This is a genomic window from Bradyrhizobium sp. SZCCHNRI1009 (assembly GCF_032487575.1).
GTDB lineage: Bacteria > Pseudomonadota > Alphaproteobacteria > Rhizobiales > Xanthobacteraceae > Bradyrhizobium.
Genome location: NZ_JAUEUL010000001.1, coordinates 208,158 through 228,583, shown reverse-complemented (window position 1 = coordinate 228,583; position 20,426 = coordinate 208,158). Strand labels below are relative to the sequence as shown.

General features: G+C 65.1%; 19 protein-coding genes and 1 tRNA gene. 8 read left to right on the top strand and 12 right to left on the bottom strand.

Annotated features, from left to right (window positions below; genetic code table 11):
- Positions 1 to 37: 37 nt before the first annotated feature.
- Positions 38 to 113: transfer RNA gene (locus tag QX010_RS01040), tRNA-Trp, on the bottom strand.
- A 150-nt stretch (positions 114 to 263) separates the two neighbouring features.
- Between QX010_RS01040 and QX010_RS01035 the strand changes: the two genes are divergently transcribed.
- Complete coding sequence (locus QX010_RS01035; RefSeq protein ID WP_316177095.1) at positions 264 to 1,499, top strand: serine hydrolase domain-containing protein; 1,236 nt, start codon at positions 264 to 266, stop codon at positions 1,497 to 1,499.
- A gap of 294 nt (positions 1,500 to 1,793) precedes the next feature.
- On the opposite strand, the gene QX010_RS01030 is transcribed toward QX010_RS01035, so the two are convergent.
- Together QX010_RS01030 and QX010_RS01025 are read right to left on the bottom strand one after the other, a co-directional pair.
- On the bottom strand, positions 1,794 to 2,561 hold the full coding sequence (locus QX010_RS01030; RefSeq protein ID WP_315800985.1) for an SDR family oxidoreductase: 768 nt from the start codon (positions 2,559 to 2,561) through the stop codon (positions 1,794 to 1,796).
- Between the two features lie 152 nt (positions 2,562 to 2,713).
- Entirely contained in the window at positions 2,714 to 3,421 is a 708-nt protein-coding gene (locus tag QX010_RS01025; protein ID WP_316177093.1) for a histidine phosphatase family protein, read from the bottom strand.
- A 145-nt stretch (positions 3,422 to 3,566) separates the two neighbouring features.
- Between QX010_RS01025 and QX010_RS01020 the strand changes: the two genes are divergently transcribed.
- Entirely contained in the window at positions 3,567 to 4,352 is a 786-nt protein-coding gene (locus QX010_RS01020; protein ID WP_315800987.1) for an SDR family oxidoreductase, read from the top strand.
- Positions 4,353 to 5,407: 1,055 nt separating this feature from the next.
- Complete coding sequence (locus QX010_RS01015; RefSeq protein WP_316177091.1) at positions 5,408 to 5,686, top strand: hypothetical protein; 279 nt, start codon at positions 5,408 to 5,410, stop codon at positions 5,684 to 5,686.
- A gap of 115 nt (positions 5,687 to 5,801) precedes the next feature.
- On the opposite strand, the gene QX010_RS01010 is transcribed toward QX010_RS01015, so the two are convergent.
- Positions 5,802 to 6,860 (bottom strand): phosphotransferase family protein, encoded by a 1,059-nt coding sequence (locus tag QX010_RS01010; protein ID WP_316177090.1) that lies wholly within the window; start codon positions 6,858 to 6,860, stop codon positions 5,802 to 5,804.
- Positions 6,861 to 7,086: 226 nt separating this feature from the next.
- Complete coding sequence (locus QX010_RS01005; protein ID WP_316177088.1) at positions 7,087 to 8,322, bottom strand: acyl-CoA dehydrogenase family protein; 1,236 nt, start codon at positions 8,320 to 8,322, stop codon at positions 7,087 to 7,089.
- 226 nt (positions 8,323 to 8,548) lie between these two features.
- Between QX010_RS01005 and QX010_RS01000 the strand changes: the two genes are divergently transcribed.
- Both QX010_RS01000 and QX010_RS00995 read left to right on the top strand, forming a co-directional pair.
- Positions 8,549 to 9,217 carry a TetR/AcrR family transcriptional regulator gene (locus tag QX010_RS01000; protein ID WP_315800991.1) on the top strand — a complete coding sequence of 223 codons (669 nt, stop codon included), beginning with the start codon at positions 8,549 to 8,551 and terminating at the stop codon, positions 9,215 to 9,217.
- Between the two features lie 33 nt (positions 9,218 to 9,250).
- Positions 9,251 to 9,496: a hypothetical protein gene (locus QX010_RS00995; protein WP_316177086.1), complete on the top strand. Its 246-nt coding sequence runs from the start codon at positions 9,251 to 9,253 to the stop codon at positions 9,494 to 9,496.
- A gap of 164 nt (positions 9,497 to 9,660) precedes the next feature.
- On the opposite strand, the gene QX010_RS00990 is transcribed toward QX010_RS00995, so the two are convergent.
- On the bottom strand, positions 9,661 to 10,887 hold the full coding sequence (locus QX010_RS00990) for a CaiB/BaiF CoA-transferase family protein (RefSeq protein WP_315800993.1): 1,227 nt from the start codon (positions 10,885 to 10,887) through the stop codon (positions 9,661 to 9,663).
- A 370-nt stretch (positions 10,888 to 11,257) separates the two neighbouring features.
- On the opposite strand from QX010_RS00990, the gene QX010_RS00985 reads away from it, so the two are divergent.
- Positions 11,258 to 11,833 carry a hypothetical protein gene (locus tag QX010_RS00985; protein WP_316177084.1) on the top strand — a complete coding sequence of 192 codons (576 nt, stop codon included), beginning with the start codon at positions 11,258 to 11,260 and terminating at the stop codon, positions 11,831 to 11,833.
- 137 nt (positions 11,834 to 11,970) lie between these two features.
- Here QX010_RS00985 and QX010_RS00980 read toward each other — a convergent pair whose 3' ends face one another.
- Positions 11,971 to 12,711, bottom strand: coding sequence for an NUDIX hydrolase (locus QX010_RS00980; protein WP_316177083.1), 741 nt, complete (start codon positions 12,709 to 12,711; stop codon positions 11,971 to 11,973).
- A 107-nt stretch (positions 12,712 to 12,818) separates the two neighbouring features.
- Between QX010_RS00980 and QX010_RS00975 the strand changes: the two genes are divergently transcribed.
- Together QX010_RS00975 and QX010_RS00970 are read left to right on the top strand one after the other, a co-directional pair.
- Positions 12,819 to 13,856: an SPFH domain-containing protein gene (locus QX010_RS00975; protein ID WP_315800996.1), complete on the top strand. Its 1,038-nt coding sequence runs from the start codon at positions 12,819 to 12,821 to the stop codon at positions 13,854 to 13,856.
- Positions 13,843 to 14,772 carry a sugar kinase gene (locus QX010_RS00970; protein ID WP_316177081.1) on the top strand — a complete coding sequence of 310 codons (930 nt, stop codon included), beginning with the start codon at positions 13,843 to 13,845 and terminating at the stop codon, positions 14,770 to 14,772. Before QX010_RS00975 ends, QX010_RS00970 begins: the two co-directional genes overlap by 14 nt.
- Before the next feature lie 85 nt (positions 14,773 to 14,857).
- On the opposite strand, the gene QX010_RS00965 is transcribed toward QX010_RS00970, so the two are convergent.
- From QX010_RS00965 to QX010_RS00945, 5 genes are all read right to left on the bottom strand, one after another.
- The gene (locus QX010_RS00965) at positions 14,858 to 16,813 is read right to left on the bottom strand and encodes an alpha amylase C-terminal domain-containing protein (protein WP_316177650.1); all 1,956 of its coding nucleotides are present in this window, start codon (positions 16,811 to 16,813) and stop codon (positions 14,858 to 14,860) included.
- 20 nt (positions 16,814 to 16,833) lie between these two features.
- Positions 16,834 to 17,205 (bottom strand): tRNA-binding protein, encoded by a 372-nt coding sequence (locus QX010_RS00960; RefSeq protein WP_315800998.1) that lies wholly within the window; start codon positions 17,203 to 17,205, stop codon positions 16,834 to 16,836.
- 509 nt (positions 17,206 to 17,714) lie between these two features.
- Entirely contained in the window at positions 17,715 to 18,707 is a 993-nt protein-coding gene (locus tag QX010_RS00955; protein ID WP_316177079.1) for an AraC family transcriptional regulator, read from the bottom strand.
- 155 nt (positions 18,708 to 18,862) lie between these two features.
- Positions 18,863 to 19,837 carry an AraC family transcriptional regulator gene (locus tag QX010_RS00950; protein ID WP_316177077.1) on the bottom strand — a complete coding sequence of 325 codons (975 nt, stop codon included), beginning with the start codon at positions 19,835 to 19,837 and terminating at the stop codon, positions 18,863 to 18,865.
- A 188-nt stretch (positions 19,838 to 20,025) separates the two neighbouring features.
- Positions 20,026 to 20,226: a hypothetical protein gene (locus tag QX010_RS00945; protein WP_316177076.1), complete on the bottom strand. Its 201-nt coding sequence runs from the start codon at positions 20,224 to 20,226 to the stop codon at positions 20,026 to 20,028.
- Between the last annotated feature and the right edge of the window lie 200 nt (positions 20,227 to 20,426).

Genomic DNA, 20,426 nt, shown 5'->3' with positions numbered 1-20,426 from the left:
TGTCTCGTCGATTTTTGGCTTAAGTGCTTGATCTCGCTGGCAGGAGTGGAGAGGCTCGAACTCCCAACCCCCGGTTTTGGAGACCGGTGCTCTACCAATTGAGCTACACTCCTAGCGAGCCGGGACAGTGTCGCCGGTTCGCGCGCTTTGAAGCATAGACCTCCCCCCGAATGCAAGGGTGCAATGGGGCAAATCGACTGGTCAGACCACAACTTCCGCGCCAGACTTGATGCAAACCGACAACAGGACTTCAGGGAGAGCCCATGACCCCGCCGACTGCCGCATCCAGCGCGCCCCTTTCCGCGCTCCGCTCGCTGACGCCGCCGCTGCCGGATGACCGCCCCGAGGCGCTGGGCCTGTCCCAGGCTCGGCTGCAGCGGGCCTCCGATGCATTCAAGCGCGAGGCCGACAAGGGAACCATTCCCGGCGCCTCCCTGCTGGTCGGCCGCCGCGGCCGGATCGGCTGGTTCGACGCCATCGGCCGGCAAACGCCCGACGCCGACACGCCGATGCGGCCGGATTCGATCTTCCGCATCTTCTCGATGACCAAGCCGATCGTCTCGCTCGGGATCATGATGCTGGTCGAGGACGGCGAGCTGCTGCTGTCCGATCCGGTCGCCAAGTTCATCCCGGAATTCGGCGAGCAGAAAGTGGGCGTCGAGACCGGCGGCCAGCTGGAGCTGGTGCCGGTCGCCCAGCCGATGACGGTCCAGGACCTGCTGCGCCACACCTCGGGCCTCGCGTATGAGCACACCGGCACCGGGCCGGTGCACCAGCTCTACCAGCAGTCGCGGGTGCGCAGCCGCAAGATCACCAATGCCGAGCACGCGACAATCGTCGCCGGCCTGCCGCTGATCTGCCAGCCGGGCGCCGAGTTCAACTACAGCCGCTCGACCGACATTCTCGGGCGCATCATCGAGGTCGTCTCGGGCCAATCGCTCGGCGCCTTCCTCGCCGCGCGCATCCTCAAGCCGCTCGGCATGAACGAGACCGCCTTCTTCACCGCGGAGGTCAATGCCGGCCGGCTCGCCGAGCCGTTCGCCAAGGACCCGTGGACCGGCGAGGCGGTCAACCTGTTCAAGATGACCGAGCAGCCTCTGATGGAATCCGGCGGCGGCGGCCTTGTCGCGACCACCATGGACTACGCGCGGTTCTGCGCCATGCTGCTCAACCGCGGCAGCCTCGATGGCATCAGGCTGGTCGGCCGCAAGACGCTGGAGCTGATGGCCTCGGACCATCTCGGACCCCACGTGAAGACGCAGGGCACCCTGCTGTCGCCCGGTCACGGTTTCGGTCTCGGCTTCGCCGTGCGCCGCGAGGCCGGCATCGCCCCCTTCCCCGGCTCGCCCGGCACCTTCTTCTGGAGCGGCATCGCCGGCACGTTCTTCTGGATCGATCCGAAGGAGGAGCTGTTCTGCGTGTTCATGGCCCAGGCTCCCGGACAGCGCGACTACCTGCGCACGCTGGTGCGCGACGTGGTGTATGCCGCGGTGGAGTGAGGGGGCGTTTGTAGCCCGGATGAGCGCAGCGACATCCGGGATCTCCCGTACTCTTCGTGTGAACCCGCATGTCGCTTCCGCTCATGCGGGCTACGGGGCCTATGACGTTTGCCCGGATGCAGCGACAATCACAACTGTCGTCCCGGCGAACGCCGGGACCCATACCGCGTGATCTGTCGTGGGATGTCACTGCCAGTTGCCTGCCTCATGACGGCCGGTGGTTGTGGGTCCCGGCGTTCGCCGGGACGACACTGTTGGGTGAGGCCGCAACGCCGGCCACGCGAATAGTTCCCCTCAACTGATCGTCGCGCCGCCGTCGATCACCATGGTCTGGCCCGTCATGAAATTGCCGGCGGCGGAGCCGAGGAAAACCGCCGCGCCGGCGATCTCGTCGGGGATGCCGATGCGGAGCAGCGGCGAGCGCGCGGTGGAGGCCTTGAGGTTGTCCGGATTGTCCCACAGCGCTTTGGCAAAATCGGTCTTGATCAGGCCGGGCGCGATGCAGTTCACGCGCACATTGTGCGGGCCGTATTCGCAGGCGAGGTTGCGCGCGAGCTGCATGTCGGCAGCCTTGGAGATCGCGTAGGCACCGAGGATGGTCGAGCCCTTCAGGCCGCCGATCGACGACACGATGATGATCGAGCCGTCCTTGCGCGCGATCATCTGCGGCACGACCATGCTGATCAGCCAGTTGTTGGCGACGATGTTGTTGTCGAGGATCTTCCGGAACTGATCGTCGGAGATGCCGGCGAGCGGCCCGTAGTAAGGATTCGACGCCGCGTTGCAGACCAGCACGTCGATCTTGCCGTAGATGCGGTTGGCCTCGTCGACCAGGTTCTGCAGGTTCTCCTTGCTGGAGATATTGGCGGCGACGGCCGCCGCCGTGCCTGCACCGAAGCGGTCATTGAGCTCCTTGGCGACGGCATCGCAGACATCGGCCTTGCGCGACGAGATCACCACCTTGGCGCCATGCTCGGCCATGCGCTCGGCGATGGCGAGCCCGATGCCGCGGGTCGATCCGGTGATGACGGCGACCTTGCCGGTCATGTCGAACAGGGTCATGGGGAGTCCTCCTGGGTTGAGTTGTTATGAGTTGCGGAATGGCAGCCGCGAGCTCGGTCGCGTAGCCCGGATGAGCGCAGCGACATCCGGGGTCTCACGCGCTGCAACGGTGAACCCGGATGTCGCTGCGCTCGTCCGGGCTACGAAGTTCACTACGCCAGCTTGCTCGTCGTCACCTCCGGCCCGGCCGGCTGGTGCATCGCGCGGTGCGCGGCATCGGCGATCCATGGCTGCTGGTTGACCATCGGCAACCGCCAAGTGCTGATGTCGCCAGCCACGATGTGGTCGAGCCGGGTCACCGAGCAGTTGTCGATGTCGAAAGCCAGCCCCTTCTCGACCAGGCCGCCGAGCGCGAGGCCCACCGCAGCCTTGATGGTGCCGCCATGGCCGACGGCGATGACGTCGCGGCCGGCTTCCGAAACGGTGATACGAGCAATCGCCGCGGTGACGCGGGTGTACAGATCCATGTAGCTCTCGCCGCCCGGCGCCGGCTCATCGATGGCGGCGAACCAGTGGCTGCCCGCGGGACGGCTGGCCAGGAACGCGGCGCGGTTCATGCCCTGCCATTGTCCGAGATGCTGCTCGGCAAAAGCGGCCTCCCTGACCATCGCTGCGGGACGCGGGAAGCCGGCGGCCCAGATCGCCTCGGCGGTCTGATGCGTGCGCATCAGATTGCTCGCATACCACGCCGCACTGCGCGGCAGGATTTTTGCGACCGCCTCGAACACCTCGCGATCGGAGGTATCGCAGGCGATGTCGGACTGGCCGTAGATATTGCCGCCGTCGCTGCGCACCGGCGCGTGACGCACCCACCACCAGCGCGTGGTGACGACAGAAGGTTTCGTTGCATCAACCGACATCGCTCAACCCTTCCCTCCGCTCGTCTCCCGCTGTACGTGAAGGCCCAGATCGTCTCAAGCCGCTTGGCGATCTCAGCACGTTTGAAACTGCGTTTGAATTCCGTTGCGCGGCACGCAACTGATCACAATTGAAGCAGGAGGAAACATGGGCCGCCTCGAAGGCAAATCCGTCATCATCACCGGCGCCGGCAGCGGCATCGGCCGCGCCGCATCGCTGATGTTCACCAGGGAAGGCGCGCGGCTGATCGCGGTCGATCGCAGCGAAGGCGTCAAGGAGACGGTCGAGCTCGTCAAGCAGCAGGGCGGCATCGCGGAGGCCGTGATGGCCGACGCCGGTTCGGAAGCCGACGTGAGCGGCTTCATCGATCGCGCCGTTGCCACCTACGGCAAGCTCGACGTCATCTGGGCCAATGCCGGCATCTCCGGCGGCTTGATCCCGATTGCCGAACAGACCGTCGAGCACTGGCAGGAGATCCTGCGCATCAATCTGATCGGCCCGTTCCTCGCGGTGAAATACGCGATGCCGCACATGGTGCGGCAGCAGCGCGGCGCCATCGTCTGCACGGCCTCCGTTGCGGGCCTGAAGTCCGGCGCCTCGGGCCATCCCTATGCGGCGAGCAAGGCGGGCGTCATCAGCCTGGTGCAGACCACGGCCTACTCGCTGTCCGGCACCGGCGTGCGGATCAATGCGGTCTGTCCCGGCCTGATCGAGACCGGCATGACCAAGCCGATCTTCGACGGCGCCAAGGAGCGCGGCACCGAAGGCAAGATCGGCCAGCTCAATCCGTTGAAGCGCGCCGGCCAGCCGCATGAGATCGCCGCCATGGCCCTGTTCCTCGCCAGCGACGAGGCCTCCTACGTCAACGGCCAGGCCTTTCCGGTGGACGGTGGGCTGACCGCGTCGATGCCGTATGCGGGCAAGCCGATCTAATTGAATGGCTGCCTCGCTCTCCGCTGTCGTCCCGGCGAACGCCGGGACCCATAACCACCGGCCGGAGTGAGGCAGGTAACTGACAGCGACATCCCTCGATGGATCACGCGGTATGGGTCCCCGCGTTCGCGGGGACGACACCTGTTGTTGCCGCACGACTGCGGCCCCTAAACCACGATTGCCCGCCATCCCCACCGCTGTCGTCCCCGCGAACGCGGGGACCCATACCCCCAGGGAGCGGTTTGAGGCAGGCTGACGGTTGGCTTTTGGCCCAACACATCTGCTGCGGCGTATGGATCCCGGCTCTGCGCACCGCCAGCGCGTTCACGCTGTCGATGCTTGACCGCAATGAGGATATCCAAACATGCGCGTTCATTCCCGCGACGCATCCGCGCCCGAGTGATCCCAAGAAACTCACCGCCCTCCAATCGAAGGGCGCAGGGAAGGCCAGGCGTCGGCTGACGCCTGCGGCCCGCCTGCGAAAGAAATGCAGGCGGCAGGTACCACAGGTGCAGCCGAGAACACCCGGCCTTCCCTGCGCGATGGTCTTAACGCTTATACGCAGTCTCCCTGGTGCGCCGGGCTTGTTGGCCACCATCGCCGCGCGGCGCTCAGGCCAACGCGACTTGATACCAGCATCGGGGTATCAGGACCCTGCGACTTCACGTCCGCGAACTGCCGTTCGTCCGCGTAGCAAGCTACGCTGCGACATCTCCGCGGCCACCGCCTCCCCGCCTCGCGTGTCGTGACGATCGCGCGCAACGCCCCTCTCGTTGAGGCGGGATGGCGGCCATCAAATCACAAATTCCGAAAAAGCGAAAGTAAAATCTTTCGCCTGCCCAGGCTGAACGAGGCGATCACCTTGATCACGCTCGCAAACTTTCTTTGCCGGCGCGACCGCGTCGTGTCGCAGCGGACAGCGGTCTGGTTCAAGCGCAGGCATCGGCGCTCGCTGCGATTTTTTCAGCCCACGTCTTCGAACCGCCTGCTTCGAGCCTCCGTCGAACTTCGCAAGCGGACCATTCCGGCCTCGCCGAAACCGAAGGATGGATCAGATGTCGAGATTGTCGAAACTAGCCCTGCTCACCTTGGGCGCCCTGGCGGCCGGCGCGGCCATGACGGGCGCGAGCGCGCGCGAGATCCAATGGCCGGGCTGTGAGCTGGTCTCCTGGACGGCCTGCGGCACCGATGCACAGGTGCAGCAATCGCAGCGCCGCCAGAGCCGCGATACCTCGCCGATCTACATGAAGCAGACCGATCCGCGCTACAGCGGCGCGCTGACCGCGGCCGGTGGTGGTGGCGGCGGTGGTGGTGGTGGCGGCGGTGGGCGCTGAGCCCGCACCAACGCGGGCCTGATGAGGAGCCCGGATGCGCGAAAGCGGCATCCGGGTTCAGCACTTCTGCCGGTGAAGAACCCGGATGTCGCTTCCGCTCATCCGGACTGCCAAGCTACGCCGCTCCGGCCTTCTGCGCGTAGGCCCAGGCCTGCTTGGTCATCGGCACCATGCGCTTGACGGACTCGATGGCCTTGTCGTTGGCGGCGGTGCCGTCGCGGATGCGGCCGATGATGCCCTGCAAAATGCCGGCGAGCCGGAACAGATTGTAGGCGAAGTACCAGTTGAGGTCCGGCAGCTCGGTGCCGGTGACGCCGCAATAGATCGCGGCCGCCTCCTCCATGGTCGGGATGTTCAGCGCCTTCAGGTCGACCCCGTCGAGGCCCGGCATGATCCACTGCATCAAGAGATAGGTGAAATCGGCCATGGGATCGCCGAGCGTCGACAGTTCCCAGTCGAGCACCGCGATGACGCGCGGCTCTGATGCGTGGAAGATCATGTTGTCGAGCCGGTAGTCGCCATGCACGATCGAGACGCGCTGCTGCACCGGCAAGGTGCGCGGCAACCACTCGATCAGCTTCTCCATTTCCGGCAGGTGCTCGGTCTCGGAGGCGCGATATTGCTTGGTCCAGCGATCGACCTGGCGGGCGAAGTAGTTGCCCGGCTTGCCGAACTCGGCGAGGCCGATCGCCGCCGGATCATAGCTGTGCAGCTTCGCCAAGGTCTCGATCTTGCTGGTGAAGATCGCGCGCCGCTCGGGCGCTGCGACATGCGGCAGGGTCGGATCCCAGAACACCCGGCCCTCCTCCATCGACATGATGTAGAAGGCCGCGCCGATGACGCTGTCGTCGTTGCACAGCGCATAGGCCTTGGCGACCGGAAAGCCCTGCTTGCCGAGTGCTGCGATGACGCGGAATTCGCGATCGACTGCATGCGCCGACGGCAGCAGCTTGCCGAACGGCTTTCGCCTGAGCACGTAGGAACGCGCCGGCGTGTTCAGGCGATAGGTCGGGTTCGACTGGCCGCCCTTGAACTGGAGCACGGTCAGCGGGCCCTGATAGCCTTCGACATGCTCGGCCATCCAGGCCGCGAGCTTGGCCTCGTCGAAGCGATGCCGCTCCTCGACCGGCTTGGTGCCGGAGAATTCTTCGTCCTTCTTGACGCCGTCGGCCACGACGAACTCCCTTGGTGTTACGTCTCATCCTACGAGCCGCGGCGATTGCCGTCGCTCGTTTTTTTCGTCATTGCGGGCGTCGCCTGCGATGCCCGTGAGAGGGCTCAGTTACGTAGGGTGGGCAAAGCGAAGCGTGCCCACCCTCTTGCTTCGCGCTCGACAATGGTGGGCACGCCTCCGACTGCGCGCTTTGCGCACAGCCGGAGGCCTTGCCCACCCTACGAGTTCAGTGCCGCGGCTCGTTGGCGTATTTCTTCATTTCGAGCCGGGCGATGGCGCGGTTGTGCACCTCGTCGGGGCCGTCGGCAAGACGGAGCGTGCGGATGTTGGCGTAGTCCTTGGCAAGACCCGCATCATCCGACACGCCGGCGCCGCCGAACGCCTGGATGGCGTCGTCGATGATCTTCAGCGCCATGTTGGGGGCGGCGACCTTGATCATCGCGATCTCGCCCTGCGCGGTCTTGTTGCCGACCTTGTCCATCATGTCGGCCGCCTTGAGGCACAACAGCCGGCACATCTCGATATTGGTCCGGGCCTCGCCGATGCGCTGCTCCCACACCGAATGCTCGATGATCTTCTTGCCGAACGCGGTGCGCGTCATCAGCCGGCGCACCATCTTCTCCAGCGACTCCTCGGCCTTGCCGATGGTGCGCATGCAGTGATGGATGCGGCCGGGGCCGAGGCGGCCCTGCGCGATCTCGAAGCCGCGGCCCTCGCCGAGCAGGATGTTCTCCGCAGGCACCCGCACGTTCTCGAGCAGCACCTGGGCGTGGCCGTGCGGCGCGTCGTCGAAGCCGAACACCGGCAGCATCTTCTCGACCTTGATGCCGGGTGTGTCGAGCGGCACCAGGATCTGCGACTGCTGCTGATGCTTGGCGGCCGACGGATCGGTCTTGCCCATCAGGATCGCGATCTTGCAGCGCGGATCGCCGACGCCCGACGACCACCATTTGCGGCCGTTGATGACGTAATGATCGCCGTCACGCACGATCCGCGTCTCGATATTGGTGGCATCCGACGACGCGACCGCCGGCTCCGTCATCAGGAAGGCCGAGCGGATCTCGCCGTCCATCAGCGGGCGCAACCATTTGCGCTTCTGCTCCTTGGTGCCGTAGCGGATGAACACCTCCATGTTGCCGGTGTCCGGCGCCGAGCAGTTGAACACCTCGGAGGCCCACGAAATGCGGCCCATCTCCTCGGACAGCAGCGCATATTCGAGATTGGACAGACCGGCGCCGCGGAACTCGTCGTCCTCATGTGGCGACGGCGGCATGAACATGTTCCACAGCCCTTCGGCCTTCGCCTTGGCCTTGAGGTCCTCCAGGATCGGGATCACCTTCCAGCGATCGCCCTCGGCGTCCTGCTGCTTGTAGATCGGCACCGCCGGGCGGACATGCTTGGTCATGAAGCTGCGCACGCGCTCCAGCCATTCCTGCTGCTTCGCCGACATCGTGAAGTCCATGGGACTCTCCTTGGGTGTTTCCTCTGAAATTTTGGCCGCAGTGTCGGCCCGCCCACGGCGTCCGTGCAAGTGTGATCTTGCGCAACACGACCGCGCGAACCGTCGCTGCAGCGCCGAAATGTCGCCCCACGGAAGAACCGTGATTGACATTGCGGCCGTCTCAAACAATAGTTTCATACAATTGTTTGAAACGCAACTCCCCGCTTCATCGTTCGGGAGGACGAGCATGGCGACCGACCAGACCCGGACTGCGATCCTGATCGCCGCCGAGCGGCTCTATGCCGAACGCGGCTTCTCCGACGTGACCTTGCGCGACATCGTGGCGGAGGCGAACGTCAATCTCGCCGCGGTGAACTATCATTTCGGCTCCAAGGACGAGCTGATCGCCGAACTGTTCGTGACGCGCTCGATCGCGCTCAACCGCGAGCGCCTGCGCGAATTGCGTGAAGCCGAGGATGCCGGCGGCGGCCGCGCCGACATCTCCGACATCCTGCGCGCCCTCGTCGGCCCGATCCTGCGCGGCTGCCTCGGCCCTGAGAACCAGCGCTCGGCGGTGGCGCAGTTCATGATCCGCGCCTCGATCGAATCGGTGCCGCCAATTCGCCGTATCAAGACCAAGGAAATCGACCATCTGCGGAAGTTCGCAAGCGCAATGCAGCGCGCCCTGCCCGACAGCTCCGAGGTCGATCTGTTCTGGGGCCTGCATTTTGCGCTCGCCATGGCGCATCACACCATCCGCGAGAGTGAGCGCCTCACCAAGCTCTCCGACGGTCAATGCGACCTCGACGATGTCGAGGATGTGATCGCGCGGGTGGTGCGCGGCGCCGTGCTCGGCTTGACCGCGCGCGATCAGGCGGCAAAGTCGAAGGTCAAGATTGCAGCGCGCAGCCCGTAGCCGGGATCCCACCATCCACCATGGAGTCCACTCGTGACGTACCGACCGCACCTGTTACTCGCCTTCGTCGCGTCCACGCTCGTGATGGTGACCGCCAGCGAGCCGGTGCTGGCCCGCGGCGCCGCCGCCAGCATCATGAACTCGCCGGGCTATCAGCGCCGTCTGCAGGAATCGCGGCAGCAGCTCGGCGCGCCACCGCCGGCCGCGTACGTGGCAGAGCCGCGCTACCGTGCGCCGCGGCACAAGGCGAAGCGGCACCGTCATCACAGCCACAATTAGGAGCAAACTCTCTCCACGGGTCGTCCCGGCGAACGCCGGGACCCATACCGCATGATCCGTCTTGAGGCACGCGGAGAGATATCGAGAGTCAGCACGCCGGCCGGTGGTTATGGGTCCCGGCGTTCGCCGGGACGACACCGGAGAATGACGCGACTAGCGGTGCCCTACACGACGCCCTGCTGCTTCAACGCCGCGATCTTCGCCTCGTCATAGCCCAGCCCCGACAGCACGTCCTGGGTATGCTCGCCGAGCAGCGGCGGCGCGCGATATTCGGTGATCGGGGTGCCCGAGAAGGTCAGCGCGTTGCGGATCAGGGACAGCTGCGGCTCGAACGGGTGCTCGACCTTCACCTCCATGCCGCGCGAGCGGACATGCGGATCGGCGAACACGTGCGCAAAATCGTTGACCGGCCCGCATGGCACGCCGGCCTTCTCCAGCTCCTCCAGCCAATGCGCCACCGAGTTCTTCAGGAACAGGCCGGCGAAGATCGCCATGATCTCCTTGCCGTTGACGACGCGGTCGTTGTTCCTGACGAATTTCGGATCGGTGGCGAGCTGGGGCGAGCCGAGCACGGCGCAGGTGCGCGCGAATTGCGCGTCGTTGCCGACCACCAGCATCAATTCGCCGTCGGTGCAGCGGAACACGCCGGCCGGCATGCCGCCATTGCCCCAGGTGCCGCGGCGCGGCGGCGACTTGCCGTTGACCAGGAAGATCTGGGCGTAGTGCGACAGCGACGCGATCACGGTGTCGAACAGGCAGACGTCGATGTGCTGGCCGCCGCCGCCATTGACGTCGCGGTGATACAGCGCCGAAAGGATGCCGATCGAGGTGTTCATGCCGGTCATGTAGTCGACGATCGAGGGACCGACCTTCATCGGCCCCGCCCCCGGTTCGCCGTCCATGTGGCCGGTCACGCTCATCAGCCCGCCCATGGCCTGGAAGATCGCATCATAGCCGGCGCGCGGTGAATACGGCCCGGTCTGGCCGAAGCCGGTCACCGAACAGTAGATCACGTCGGGATTGATCGCCTTGATGGCCTCGTAGTCGAGGCCGTAGCGCTTGAGATCGCCGACCTTGTAGTTCTCCATGAACACGTCGCAGTCCTTGGCGAGCGCGCGGATGATCTCCTGCCCCTCCGGCGAGGCGATGTTGACCGTGACGGACTTCTTGTTGCGGTTGGCGCAGATGTAGAAGGAATTGTTGTTGTTGGCCTTGCCGTCGGGATCCCTGAGGTAGGGCGGACCGAACGCGCGCGCGTCGTCGCCGGTGCCGGGCCGCTCGATCTTGATCACCTCGGCGCCGAGATCGGCCAGCATCTGCGCGGACAGCGGTCCGGCCAGGACGCGGGTCAGATCGAGAATCTTGATGCCAGAAAGCGGCAGGGCCGACATGGAGTTCCTCCGGGAGTTCTTATTCCTTGGCGCGGACATGCCCTGGCGAGGGCCCCGCCCGTCACTCGCCGATACACCATTTCGCGACTCGGAGCACTGCGCTGGCGGCATGCCGCCTTGCCCGGCACAGGACGTCACCCCGAGCACCGCGCCCCGGGCGACCCAAATCCTGGGCGGTGGAAACTCGTCGCCGCTCCAAGACGGCCGCTCCGGCGCGGACATTGCCGGATTCGCGACGGCCAGCCACTTTCTTGCTTCATTTTGTGTGCGACCGGAGTCCAGACACATCCGGACACAGGGAACAAGGAGCCGTTAAGCGTTACAGCCACAGCTGGAGGCAGGTTTGATGTCTTACCCTCTGGAGCACGCCATGACGTCGATCTCTGCCTCCTCGATGAGCGGCTTTTCCCCGCTCGACCTGCTCAAGCAGGAGCTCAGCAAGGAAGTCTCGGCCGGCAAGGTCAGCTCGACCGACCAGACCGCCCTGTCGTCGGCGCTCGACGACATCGATTCCGCGTTGAAGAGCGGCAGCGGCAGCTCGTCCTCGTCGTCGACCTCCAGCACACCGCCCTCGCCCAAGGAGATGCAGTCGAAGATCGACGATCTCATCCAGAGCGAGGTCGACAGCGGCAAGCTGACGTCGGACCAGGCAAGCGAGCTGAAGAACGTGTTCGCCAACGCCTTCTCCGGCGGCCCGGGCGGCGCGGGTGGTGCCGGTGGCCCGCCACCCGGTCCGCCGCCGAGCGACGACAGCAGCAGCGACACCACCTCAAGCACCTCGTCCTCGTCGTCGTCATCGTCCTCGTCCCAGGTCGAGGAGCTCCTGAAGAAGCTGCTCGAGGCGCTGCAGAGCTCGAACAGCAGCACGACCTCGTCCTACGGCGCCAGCGGCACCAGTTCGTCGAGCTCGACCAGCAAGTCGCTGGTGGTGGACTTCTCGGCGTGACCGAACGAAGACGCGCCGCGTAGTCCGCACGGCCTGTGGCGCACCGTCTTCTCATCCTGGTCATTGCGAGGCAGCCGGGTTCTCCCAGCCAGCGCGTGAGCCCCGCATGTCGCTACGCTCATGCGGGCTACGGGGCTTCACTCCGGCGCGTTGAATGTCCGCGCAAAATACACCGGCGCGGCCGCCGCCTTCAGGCGGTAGAGCTGGGCCGGCCGGTTCGGTCCCTTGCGCATCTTGGCGACCGGCTCGATCAGGTCGGCCGAGAGCATGCGGGTGCGGAAGGCGCTCTTCTCCAGCGGACGATCGAGCACGATCTCGTAGGTCCGCTGCAGCTCGGGCAAGGTGAACTCCTCCGGCATCAGATAGGCCGGCAGCGAGGTGTACTCGACCTTGTTGCGCAGCCGCCGCACGGCGGCCTGCAGGATCTCGGCATGATCGAAGGCGAGCTTCGGCTTCACGCTCATGCCCGCGAGCGGAAACCATTGCGCATCGGCCGCGAGCGCGGCCTCCGCTGCTGACGCCGGGATCAGCGCGAAATAGGCGTGCGTCGCCGACCAGCCGCGCGGGTCACGGTGCGCGCTGCCCCAGCTGCCGAGCTGCTCCAGATAGGGACTGACGACGCCGGTCTTCTCGGCGAGCTTGCGCCGCGCGCAGGCTTCGAGATCGGCGTCCTTGGCCACGTCGACGAAGCCGCCTGGCAATGCAAAGGCGTCCGGGAACGGCTCCCCCTCGCCCTGGCCACGCCGCACCAGCAGCACGTGCAGCGCCTCCAGCCGGATCGTGAAGATGACGATGTCCACCGTCGTTAGCGGCCGCGGAAAATCCAGTCCGCCCGCTCTCGCGGCCGCTCCGCCGCCCTGCCCCTGCCGTGTTGCCATACCGCCCGCCCCCGAATTCGTCCCTTGACACTAGCATACTTAGTTGTACTGTCCAACTTACTAAGTTGGCGTGACACACTTATGCCATTCAACGTCAGGAGGCCGCCATGTTCGGCTTACGCTTCATCAAGGCCCAACCCACCACCTATCTCCTCAAGTACCGCGCCGGCAGCGTGGTCGAGGAAGGCGCCGGGCTCTCCACCTTCTATTATGGGCCCGCGACCTCGCTGGTCGCGATTCCGATCGGCAGCCGCGATGCCGCCTTCATCTTCCAGCAGATCGCCCGCGACTTTCAGACGCTGACGATCCAGGGCCAGGTGACCTACCGCATCGGCGAGCCGAGGAAGGCGGCCGCGATGCTGAACTTCACGCTCAAGCGCGACGGCAAGACCTACGAGTCCGATGACCCGGAGGAGCTGCCGCAGCGCGTGCTCGGCGCGGTCGAGGTGCTGGCGCAGCAGGCGGTCAAGGACATGACCCTGAAGGAAGCGCTGCGCGCCTCCGACCGCATCGCCGAGGCGATCGCGGCCGGATTGAAGCGCCGCGCCGACATCGATGCGCTGGGCCTGGACATCCTCGGCGTCGCCGTGCGCGCGGTGAAGCCGACGCCGGAGACTGCCAAGGCGCTGGAGGCCGAAGCGCGCGAGGCGATCCTGAAGACCGCTGACGAAGCCATCTTCGCGCGGCGCAATTTCGCCGTCGAGCGCGAGCGGGCGATCCGCGAGAGCGAGCTCGACACGGAGATCGCGGTCGAGCAGAAGAAGCGCTCGATCCGCGAGACGCAGATGGATGCCGAGGCCAGCGTCGCCGCAAAAAAGAACGAGCTGCGCGAGGCCGGCATGGTCGCCGATATCGGGCTCGAGGCCAAGCGCAAGGATTTCGTGTCGCTGAATGCGGCGAACACCCGCACTTTGGCGGATGCCGAAGCCTATCGCGTCGGCGCGCTGATGAAGATCTTCGAGGGCGTCGACACCCGCGTGATCCAGGCGCTGGCCGCGACCGGCATGCAGCCGGGCCAGTTGATCGCGCAGGCGTTCTCGGGCCTCGCCGAAAAGGCCGAGAAGATCGGGCAGCTCAACGTCTCGCCGGAGCTGCTGAACAGCCTGATGCAGAAGCCCGCGGAGGCGCCCCGTGTCCGGCAATGACCGCAAGGTGGTCTTGGTCGTCCGGAGAACGCGGCTCGAGGAGCTGATCGCAAGGTTCCTCACCGCGGACCAGGCCCGCTTCTATGTCGAGCATCTCGGCGCCGACTTCTCCGACTACGAGCGCGAGCACGCGGCCTACCAGGCCGCGCGCGCCACGGCGACGCAGACGCTGGAGCGCTGGGGCCGCTACCAGATCGTCGACCGCGGCTTCCTGCCGAACTTCATCTTCGGCCCCGCCGACATCGTCGCGGCGCTCGGCCCCGACGGGCTCGTCGCCAACACCATGAAATATCTCGACGGCCAGCCGCTGCTCGGACTGAACCCCGACGCTCAGCGCCATGACGGCGTGCTGCTGCCGTTCGCGCCGGAGGACCTCGCGAGCCTGCTGCCCGAGGTCGCCGCCGACAAGCGCGCCGCCAAGGCCGTGACCATGGCGCGCGCGAGTCTCGCCGACGGCCAGGCGCTGCATGCGGTCAACGACCTCTTCATCGGCGCGCGTACCCACGTTTCCGCCCGCTATGAGATCGCAACGCGCGACGGTCAGGAACGGCAGTCGTCGAGCGGACTGATCGTCGCCACCGGGCTCGGCTCGACCGCCTGGTTCAAGAGCATCGTCACCGGCGCGCTGGCCATAGCCGGCCGTTACGGCGGCCACGGCGACGGCGACTACACCGCCCTGCCCTGGGACGCCCGGAGCTTGCGCTTCGCCGTGCGCGAGCCGTTTCCGAGCAGGACGTCGCAGACCTCCCTGGTCTGCGGCGGGCTGAACGGCGCCGAAACCTTGCGCCTGCGCTCGCTGATGCCCGAGAACGGCGTGATCTTCTCCGACGGCATCGAGGCGGACAATCTCGATTTCAATGCCGGAACGGAAGCGGTGATCGGGATTGCGGAGCGGCAGGGACGGCTGATCGTGTGAACCGATACCGAACGCCGCTGCAGTTCGCTGCTGGATGGTGGGCACGCCGCCGCCTTCGGCGGCCGCTTTGCCCACCCTACGATCCTCATTTCCTCGCGAACACGAGCACGCCGTTCGCCGGGATCGTCACATCAGCCGAGCTCGGCTGGCCGTGCAGCGGCGGGCCGCCGGCGGTGACGGAGCCATTGTTGCCGACGACGCCCGGGTTGACCCAGTTGTCGTAGACGTCGCTGTTGAACACCTCGAGCCAGGTGCCGCCTGCCGGAAAACCGATGGCGTAGTCGCGCCATGGCGTCTCGCTCAGGCTCACGATCACCATGACGTCGTCGCCCTGGCCATCCCAGCGGTGGAAGGCAAGCACGCGGTTGCCGTCATGGACGTGGACGATGGCGCAGCCCTCCGCGGTCAGCGCCGGATGGGTGCGGCGGATCGCGGTCAGCTCTGACGTGAAGCGCATCGCATCCGCGGTGATCTTGTCCTCGCCGTCGAGCAGCGCCCAACTGATCGTCGTGTCCGGGCTCGGCGTGTCGCTCCATTGCTTGTCCTCGAACAGCTCCTGGCCCATGAACAGCATCGGGATGCCCGGCGCGGTCAGCAACAGGCCGGTGGCGACGCGGCTGCGGCTGCGCGCATACCAGCAGCGACTGTCGACGGGATCAGCGAGGCGCGGAATGCGCGGCTCGCGGCCGGCATAGACGATGTCGTGGTTCTCGATCGAGTTGACCGCGCGCCAGCGCTTGTCGAGGCTGAGATCGGCGATCGCCGCGGCGATCGGCTGCATCGGGACGACAGCGCCCGCGCCGCCGGCCGCGCTCGCGATGGCGCCGCGCACCGACAACCGCAGGCCGTCGCTCCAGGTCGCGTCGAAGCCGGCGCCGCCCTGCGCGATGTCCCTCACCACCCACCGGTTGACCGGCCAGTATTCCGCGATCTGGATCGCATCCGGCTTCTCGGCGCGCAGCGCCTCGGTGAGCTGCTGGCAGGTCGCCCAGCCGCCGAAGCGGTCCATCACGCTGACCTCGTCGAAGCGCAGGCCGTCGGCGTGATACTCGCGATACAGCATGATGGCATTGTCGACGAGGTATTGCCGCACGTCGGCGTTCCAATAGGCAAACACCTGGCCGCCGGCCCAGCCCTGGTCGGTGAAATACAGGCTGCGGTTGGGATCGCCATAGGCCTGGCGGTCGAAGAACCAGATGCTGTTCTCGTCGAACCCGCCGCCGGCGTGGTTGTAGACGACGTCGAACAGCACGGCGATGCCATGGACATGGCAGACATCGATCAGCGCGCGCAGCTGGTCGTCGCAATGACGCACCGCGCCGATATCGGCGTAAGGCGCGGCGCCGGCAGCCGTCAGGATTTCGTTGGTCCGTGCGAAATAGGCGGCGAGATGCGCCTCTTCGTGCTCGCCATATTCGGTTTCCGGGCTGAACAGGTCGGTGCCGTTGTAGCCCATGCTGAACATGGTCGGGAATTCCTGCACCGGCAGCAGCTCGATGGCGTTGACGCCGAGCTTCGCCAGATGCGGCACGCGCTCGATGACGTCGAAGAAGCAGCCGTCGGGATTGCCCGCCTTCATGTCGAAGGTGCCGACATGGAGCTGATAGATCACGAGCTCGTTGTTGGGCGGCGGCGTGAAGTCGGTGTCGTGCCAGGGAAACGCGCCGGGATTGCGTAGCACCGAGTGCGCCTGGGGAAACGGCGGATCGACGGTGAGCAGCCGCGCATGCGGATCGCGCTTGTAGCCGGACGAGCCCTCACCCTCGACGAAATACATGTAGGCGTCGCCGTCCTTGAGCGACGGCACGAAGATCGCCCAATGGCCGTTGCCGATCGGCGCGAGACGGCAGTTCGCATCCTGCGCCCAGTCGTTGAACGGGCCGGAGACGTAGACCGCCTTGGCATGCGGCGCGAACACGCGGAACGTGGCGCCGCCGGTCACCAGGGTGCCACCCATCGGAGCCTGGAGAAGATGCATTTGCCTGAGCGATATCCGTAGGCCTTCGGGAAACGGCGGCAGCGTAACAGGTTCGAGCAGCATATCCACGGCCGGCCCTCCGCTCAGAACAGCCGCGCGCCGTTCGGCACGGCCTTATCGGGCTGGAACAGCACGACGTTGCCCTGCTCATCGGGAAAGCCGAGCGTCAGGACCTCGGACATGAACTTGCCGATCTGACGCGGCGGGAAGTTGACGACGCCGGCGACCTGGCGGCCGACCAGGGTGGCCGGATCATACAGCGCCGCGATCTGCGCGCTGGAGCGCTTCGTGCCGATACCGGGCCCGAAATCGATCGTCAGCTTCAGCGACGGCTTCTTCGCCTCCGGATAGGGCTCGGCCGCGACGATGGTGCCGACGCGGATGTCGACGGCCAGGAACTGGTCAAAGCCGATCCCTGCTGCCGCCGGTGCTGTCGGATCGTGGGAGAGATGCATGGCGGCCTCATCAAACGCGGGACCGCGCGGGAAGGCTTGCGATCCCGACGCGGTTTGGGCCGGAATCTTTAATGGCCATACGGGCTCCTGACAATGCACCCGCCCGGCGACGGCACGGCATATGGACGATTGGCTGCGTTGGTGTGGCGGGCCGGTCGCAGGCTGAGAAGCCTCCAATCTCTGGCGAGCAAGCGGGGTACCGGCTTTCTGCATCGCCGAGCGGAGTTCCGTGAATCGCCATGGCGTGCTGCTACCCGCCACATCGTCGCATGCGCGCGTTTCCCCGTCCTGCAGCATGCCCGCCGCCGAGCGCAATGACCCTGACACGTCACCTGTAATGTCGCAGTTCGTTCGCTTTTGCCTCCAGACGCAGCACGGAGGCTCAGCCTGCCCGCGAATAGCGGACATCGTCAGCACCCGTCGCCAGGCACAACCTGCCTGCCGCGCGTTGCTGCCTCACTGCTCTTGCGCTCTTGGGATGGTCCTGGCCGGCGCTTCTGACAGGCGAGCTAGGCGGCGCGCCGCCCGCGCGAAAGAGTTTCGGATGGGAGCTCACCGAACATGTCGCGATAGTCTCTTGCGAAGTGTCCGAGATTTCCGAAGCCGCAATTGAAGGCGACTGCAGAGACGGAGGTACGCTGATTGGGCCCCTCGAGCATCTGCTTTGCCTGTCGCAATCGCACCGTTTTCGCAAACGCCATCGGCGAATATCCGCGGCTCTTCTTGAACGCAGCATAGAGCGCGCGGACGCTGACGCCCGTCTGCGAAGCCAGCCCCTCGATCGTGATGGCGCGGTCCCAAGAGGCCTCGATATATTCCTCGGCCAGCCGAACGATCCGCGGCACGACGTCCTTTTCGGCTCTCTCCAACAGCTCGCTGAAATTGTGGCGGTGAGCCGACAGGAAGGAAACGATGAGAGCCTGCTCCAGTTCGACGAGGACCGCGCGTGGCAGCTCTGTCGCCGTCGCATCCAACTGATGAGCGAGGAACATCGCCAGATCGCGCAGGACCAGAGCGTTCGGCTGAAACGCCGCGGCAATCGGATCAAACTTGAGAACACCGGCCGGCTTTGCACCGAGCAGCGTCGTCAGTGTCTGCTCCAACGCCCTCGCGCTTATTCGAAGAATGAGCTGCTCATAACCTGGCTCGAACACAATCCTGTTGGCTTCGCCCGGCGCAACTATGCAGGATTGCCGCTCGGTTATCGCGACCGCCGTGCGATTTAGAACGGTCAAAGCGCTGCCTTTGAGGCCGATTTGCAGGCGCGCGAAGTCGCTCTCCGGGAACTTTACGACCGACCTTCCCCCACCATATGCACAGAAGCCAAGGCCGATATTCGCAAGCTGAAGGTAGTTTCCTACCCCCTGGAATTCATTTGCGTTGGTGACTGCGAAGCCAGTTGCCCCATAGACCGTACGCAACGCGTGCTCCATCGCCTCCGGATCGTCTGTACGAATGACGGGAGCGCGGCTCAGCAGGCTTACGGATCGGTCAAGGTTCATCCAAAGATAGTATCTCAGATTGACCGAACTCAAACCTGGGAAAAACCCGGTCAGCGGCGCGGTGTCGCAGCTCGATCTTCGTGAAAGCCGATATAGCTTTTGAGGCTGTCCCAGCGCTCTTGAGAATGGTGTGGCCGACGCGTCTGTCAGGCGAGCTAGGCGGCGCGCCGCGCGCGCGACAGAGTTTCGGATGGAAGCTCACCGAACACGTCGCGATAGTCTCTTGCGAAGTGTCCGAGATTTCCGAAACCGCAATTGAAGGCGACTGCAGAGACGGAGGTACGCTGATTTGGCAGCGAGAGCATCTGTTTTGCCCGACGCAATCGCACCGTCTTCGCAAACGCCATCGGCGAATATCCGCGGCTCTTCTTGAACGCAGCATAGAGCGCACGGACGCTGACGCCTGTCTGCGAAGCCAGCTCCTCGATCGTGATGGCGCGGTCCCAAGAGGCCTCGATATATTCCTCGGCCAGTCGAACGATCCGCGGGGTGACATCTCTTTCGCCTCTCTTCAACAGCTCGCTGAAATTGTGGCGGTGAGCCGACAGGAAGGAAACGATGAGAGCCTGCTCCAGTTCGACGAGCACCGTGCGTGGCAGCTCTGTCGCCGCCGCATCCAACTGATGAGCGAGGAACATCGCCAGATCGCGCAAGACCAGAGCGTTCGGCTGAACCGCTGCGGCAATGGGATCAAACTTGAGAACACCGGCTGGCTTTGCACCGAGCAGCATCGTCAATGTCTGCTCCAACGCCCTCGCGCTTATTCGAAGAATGAGCTGCTCATAACCTGGCTCGAACACAATCTTGTTGGCTTCGCCCGGCGCAACTATGCAGGACTGCCGCTCGTTTATTGCGATCGCCGTGCGATTTAGAACGGTCAAAGCGCTGCCTTTGAGGCCGATTTGCAGGCGCGCGAAGTCGCTCTCCGGGAACTCGACGAGCGACCTTGCCCCGCTATATGCACAAAAGCCGAGACCGATGCTCCCGAGCTGAAGATAGTTGCCAACCCCCTGGAATTCATCTGCGTTGGTGACTGCGAATCCGGTTGCCCCGTAGCCCGTCCGCAACGCGTGCTCCATCGCCTCCGGATCGTCTGTACGAATGACGGGAGCGCGGCTCAGCGGGCTCACGGATCGCTCCAAGTCCATCGAAGGATCAGTCCTCGCTTATAAGGCTCGTGTCAAAATACTGGAGCGCAAGTCTTCCGGACTGATCCAAGTCAACATCGGAAAAGCTCCCGTCGGGCGGCCGGCGGCCGGGCGCAACAGTTCGATCACGTCCCCGATTTATCGCATGTTATTTTGAAGGCGGTAATTGGCTAATGATGCAGCAAATCCTGAGCGATGTTTGCAGAGTTTGGACTTGAGAATGACTTCAGAATCGCCGCGCGACGCGCTTCAATCTCGTTGAGAGGGGCAAGGCGGCCGTCTCTCCAGAATGCGGCGGCAAGCGAGGAGGCGAACGTGGCGGCAAAGGCCGAGCAGAACTCCACCATGAAGTCAAAGCTCGCTGCGCGCATCCTGGCAGCGGCAGCCAAGGGTGAACGTGACCCGAACAAGCTGAGAACCGCGGCACTTTTGGGAGACGATGATGTTCGGAACACTGACACACTTCCCATGGGACACAGTCCTCATGATTGGCTCTCAAGCTCAAGCCGGTCTCGCTCGCCACCTGCTCGACGGCTTTGAGGCGCAATGGGATCAGCAGAGCAAGACAAGC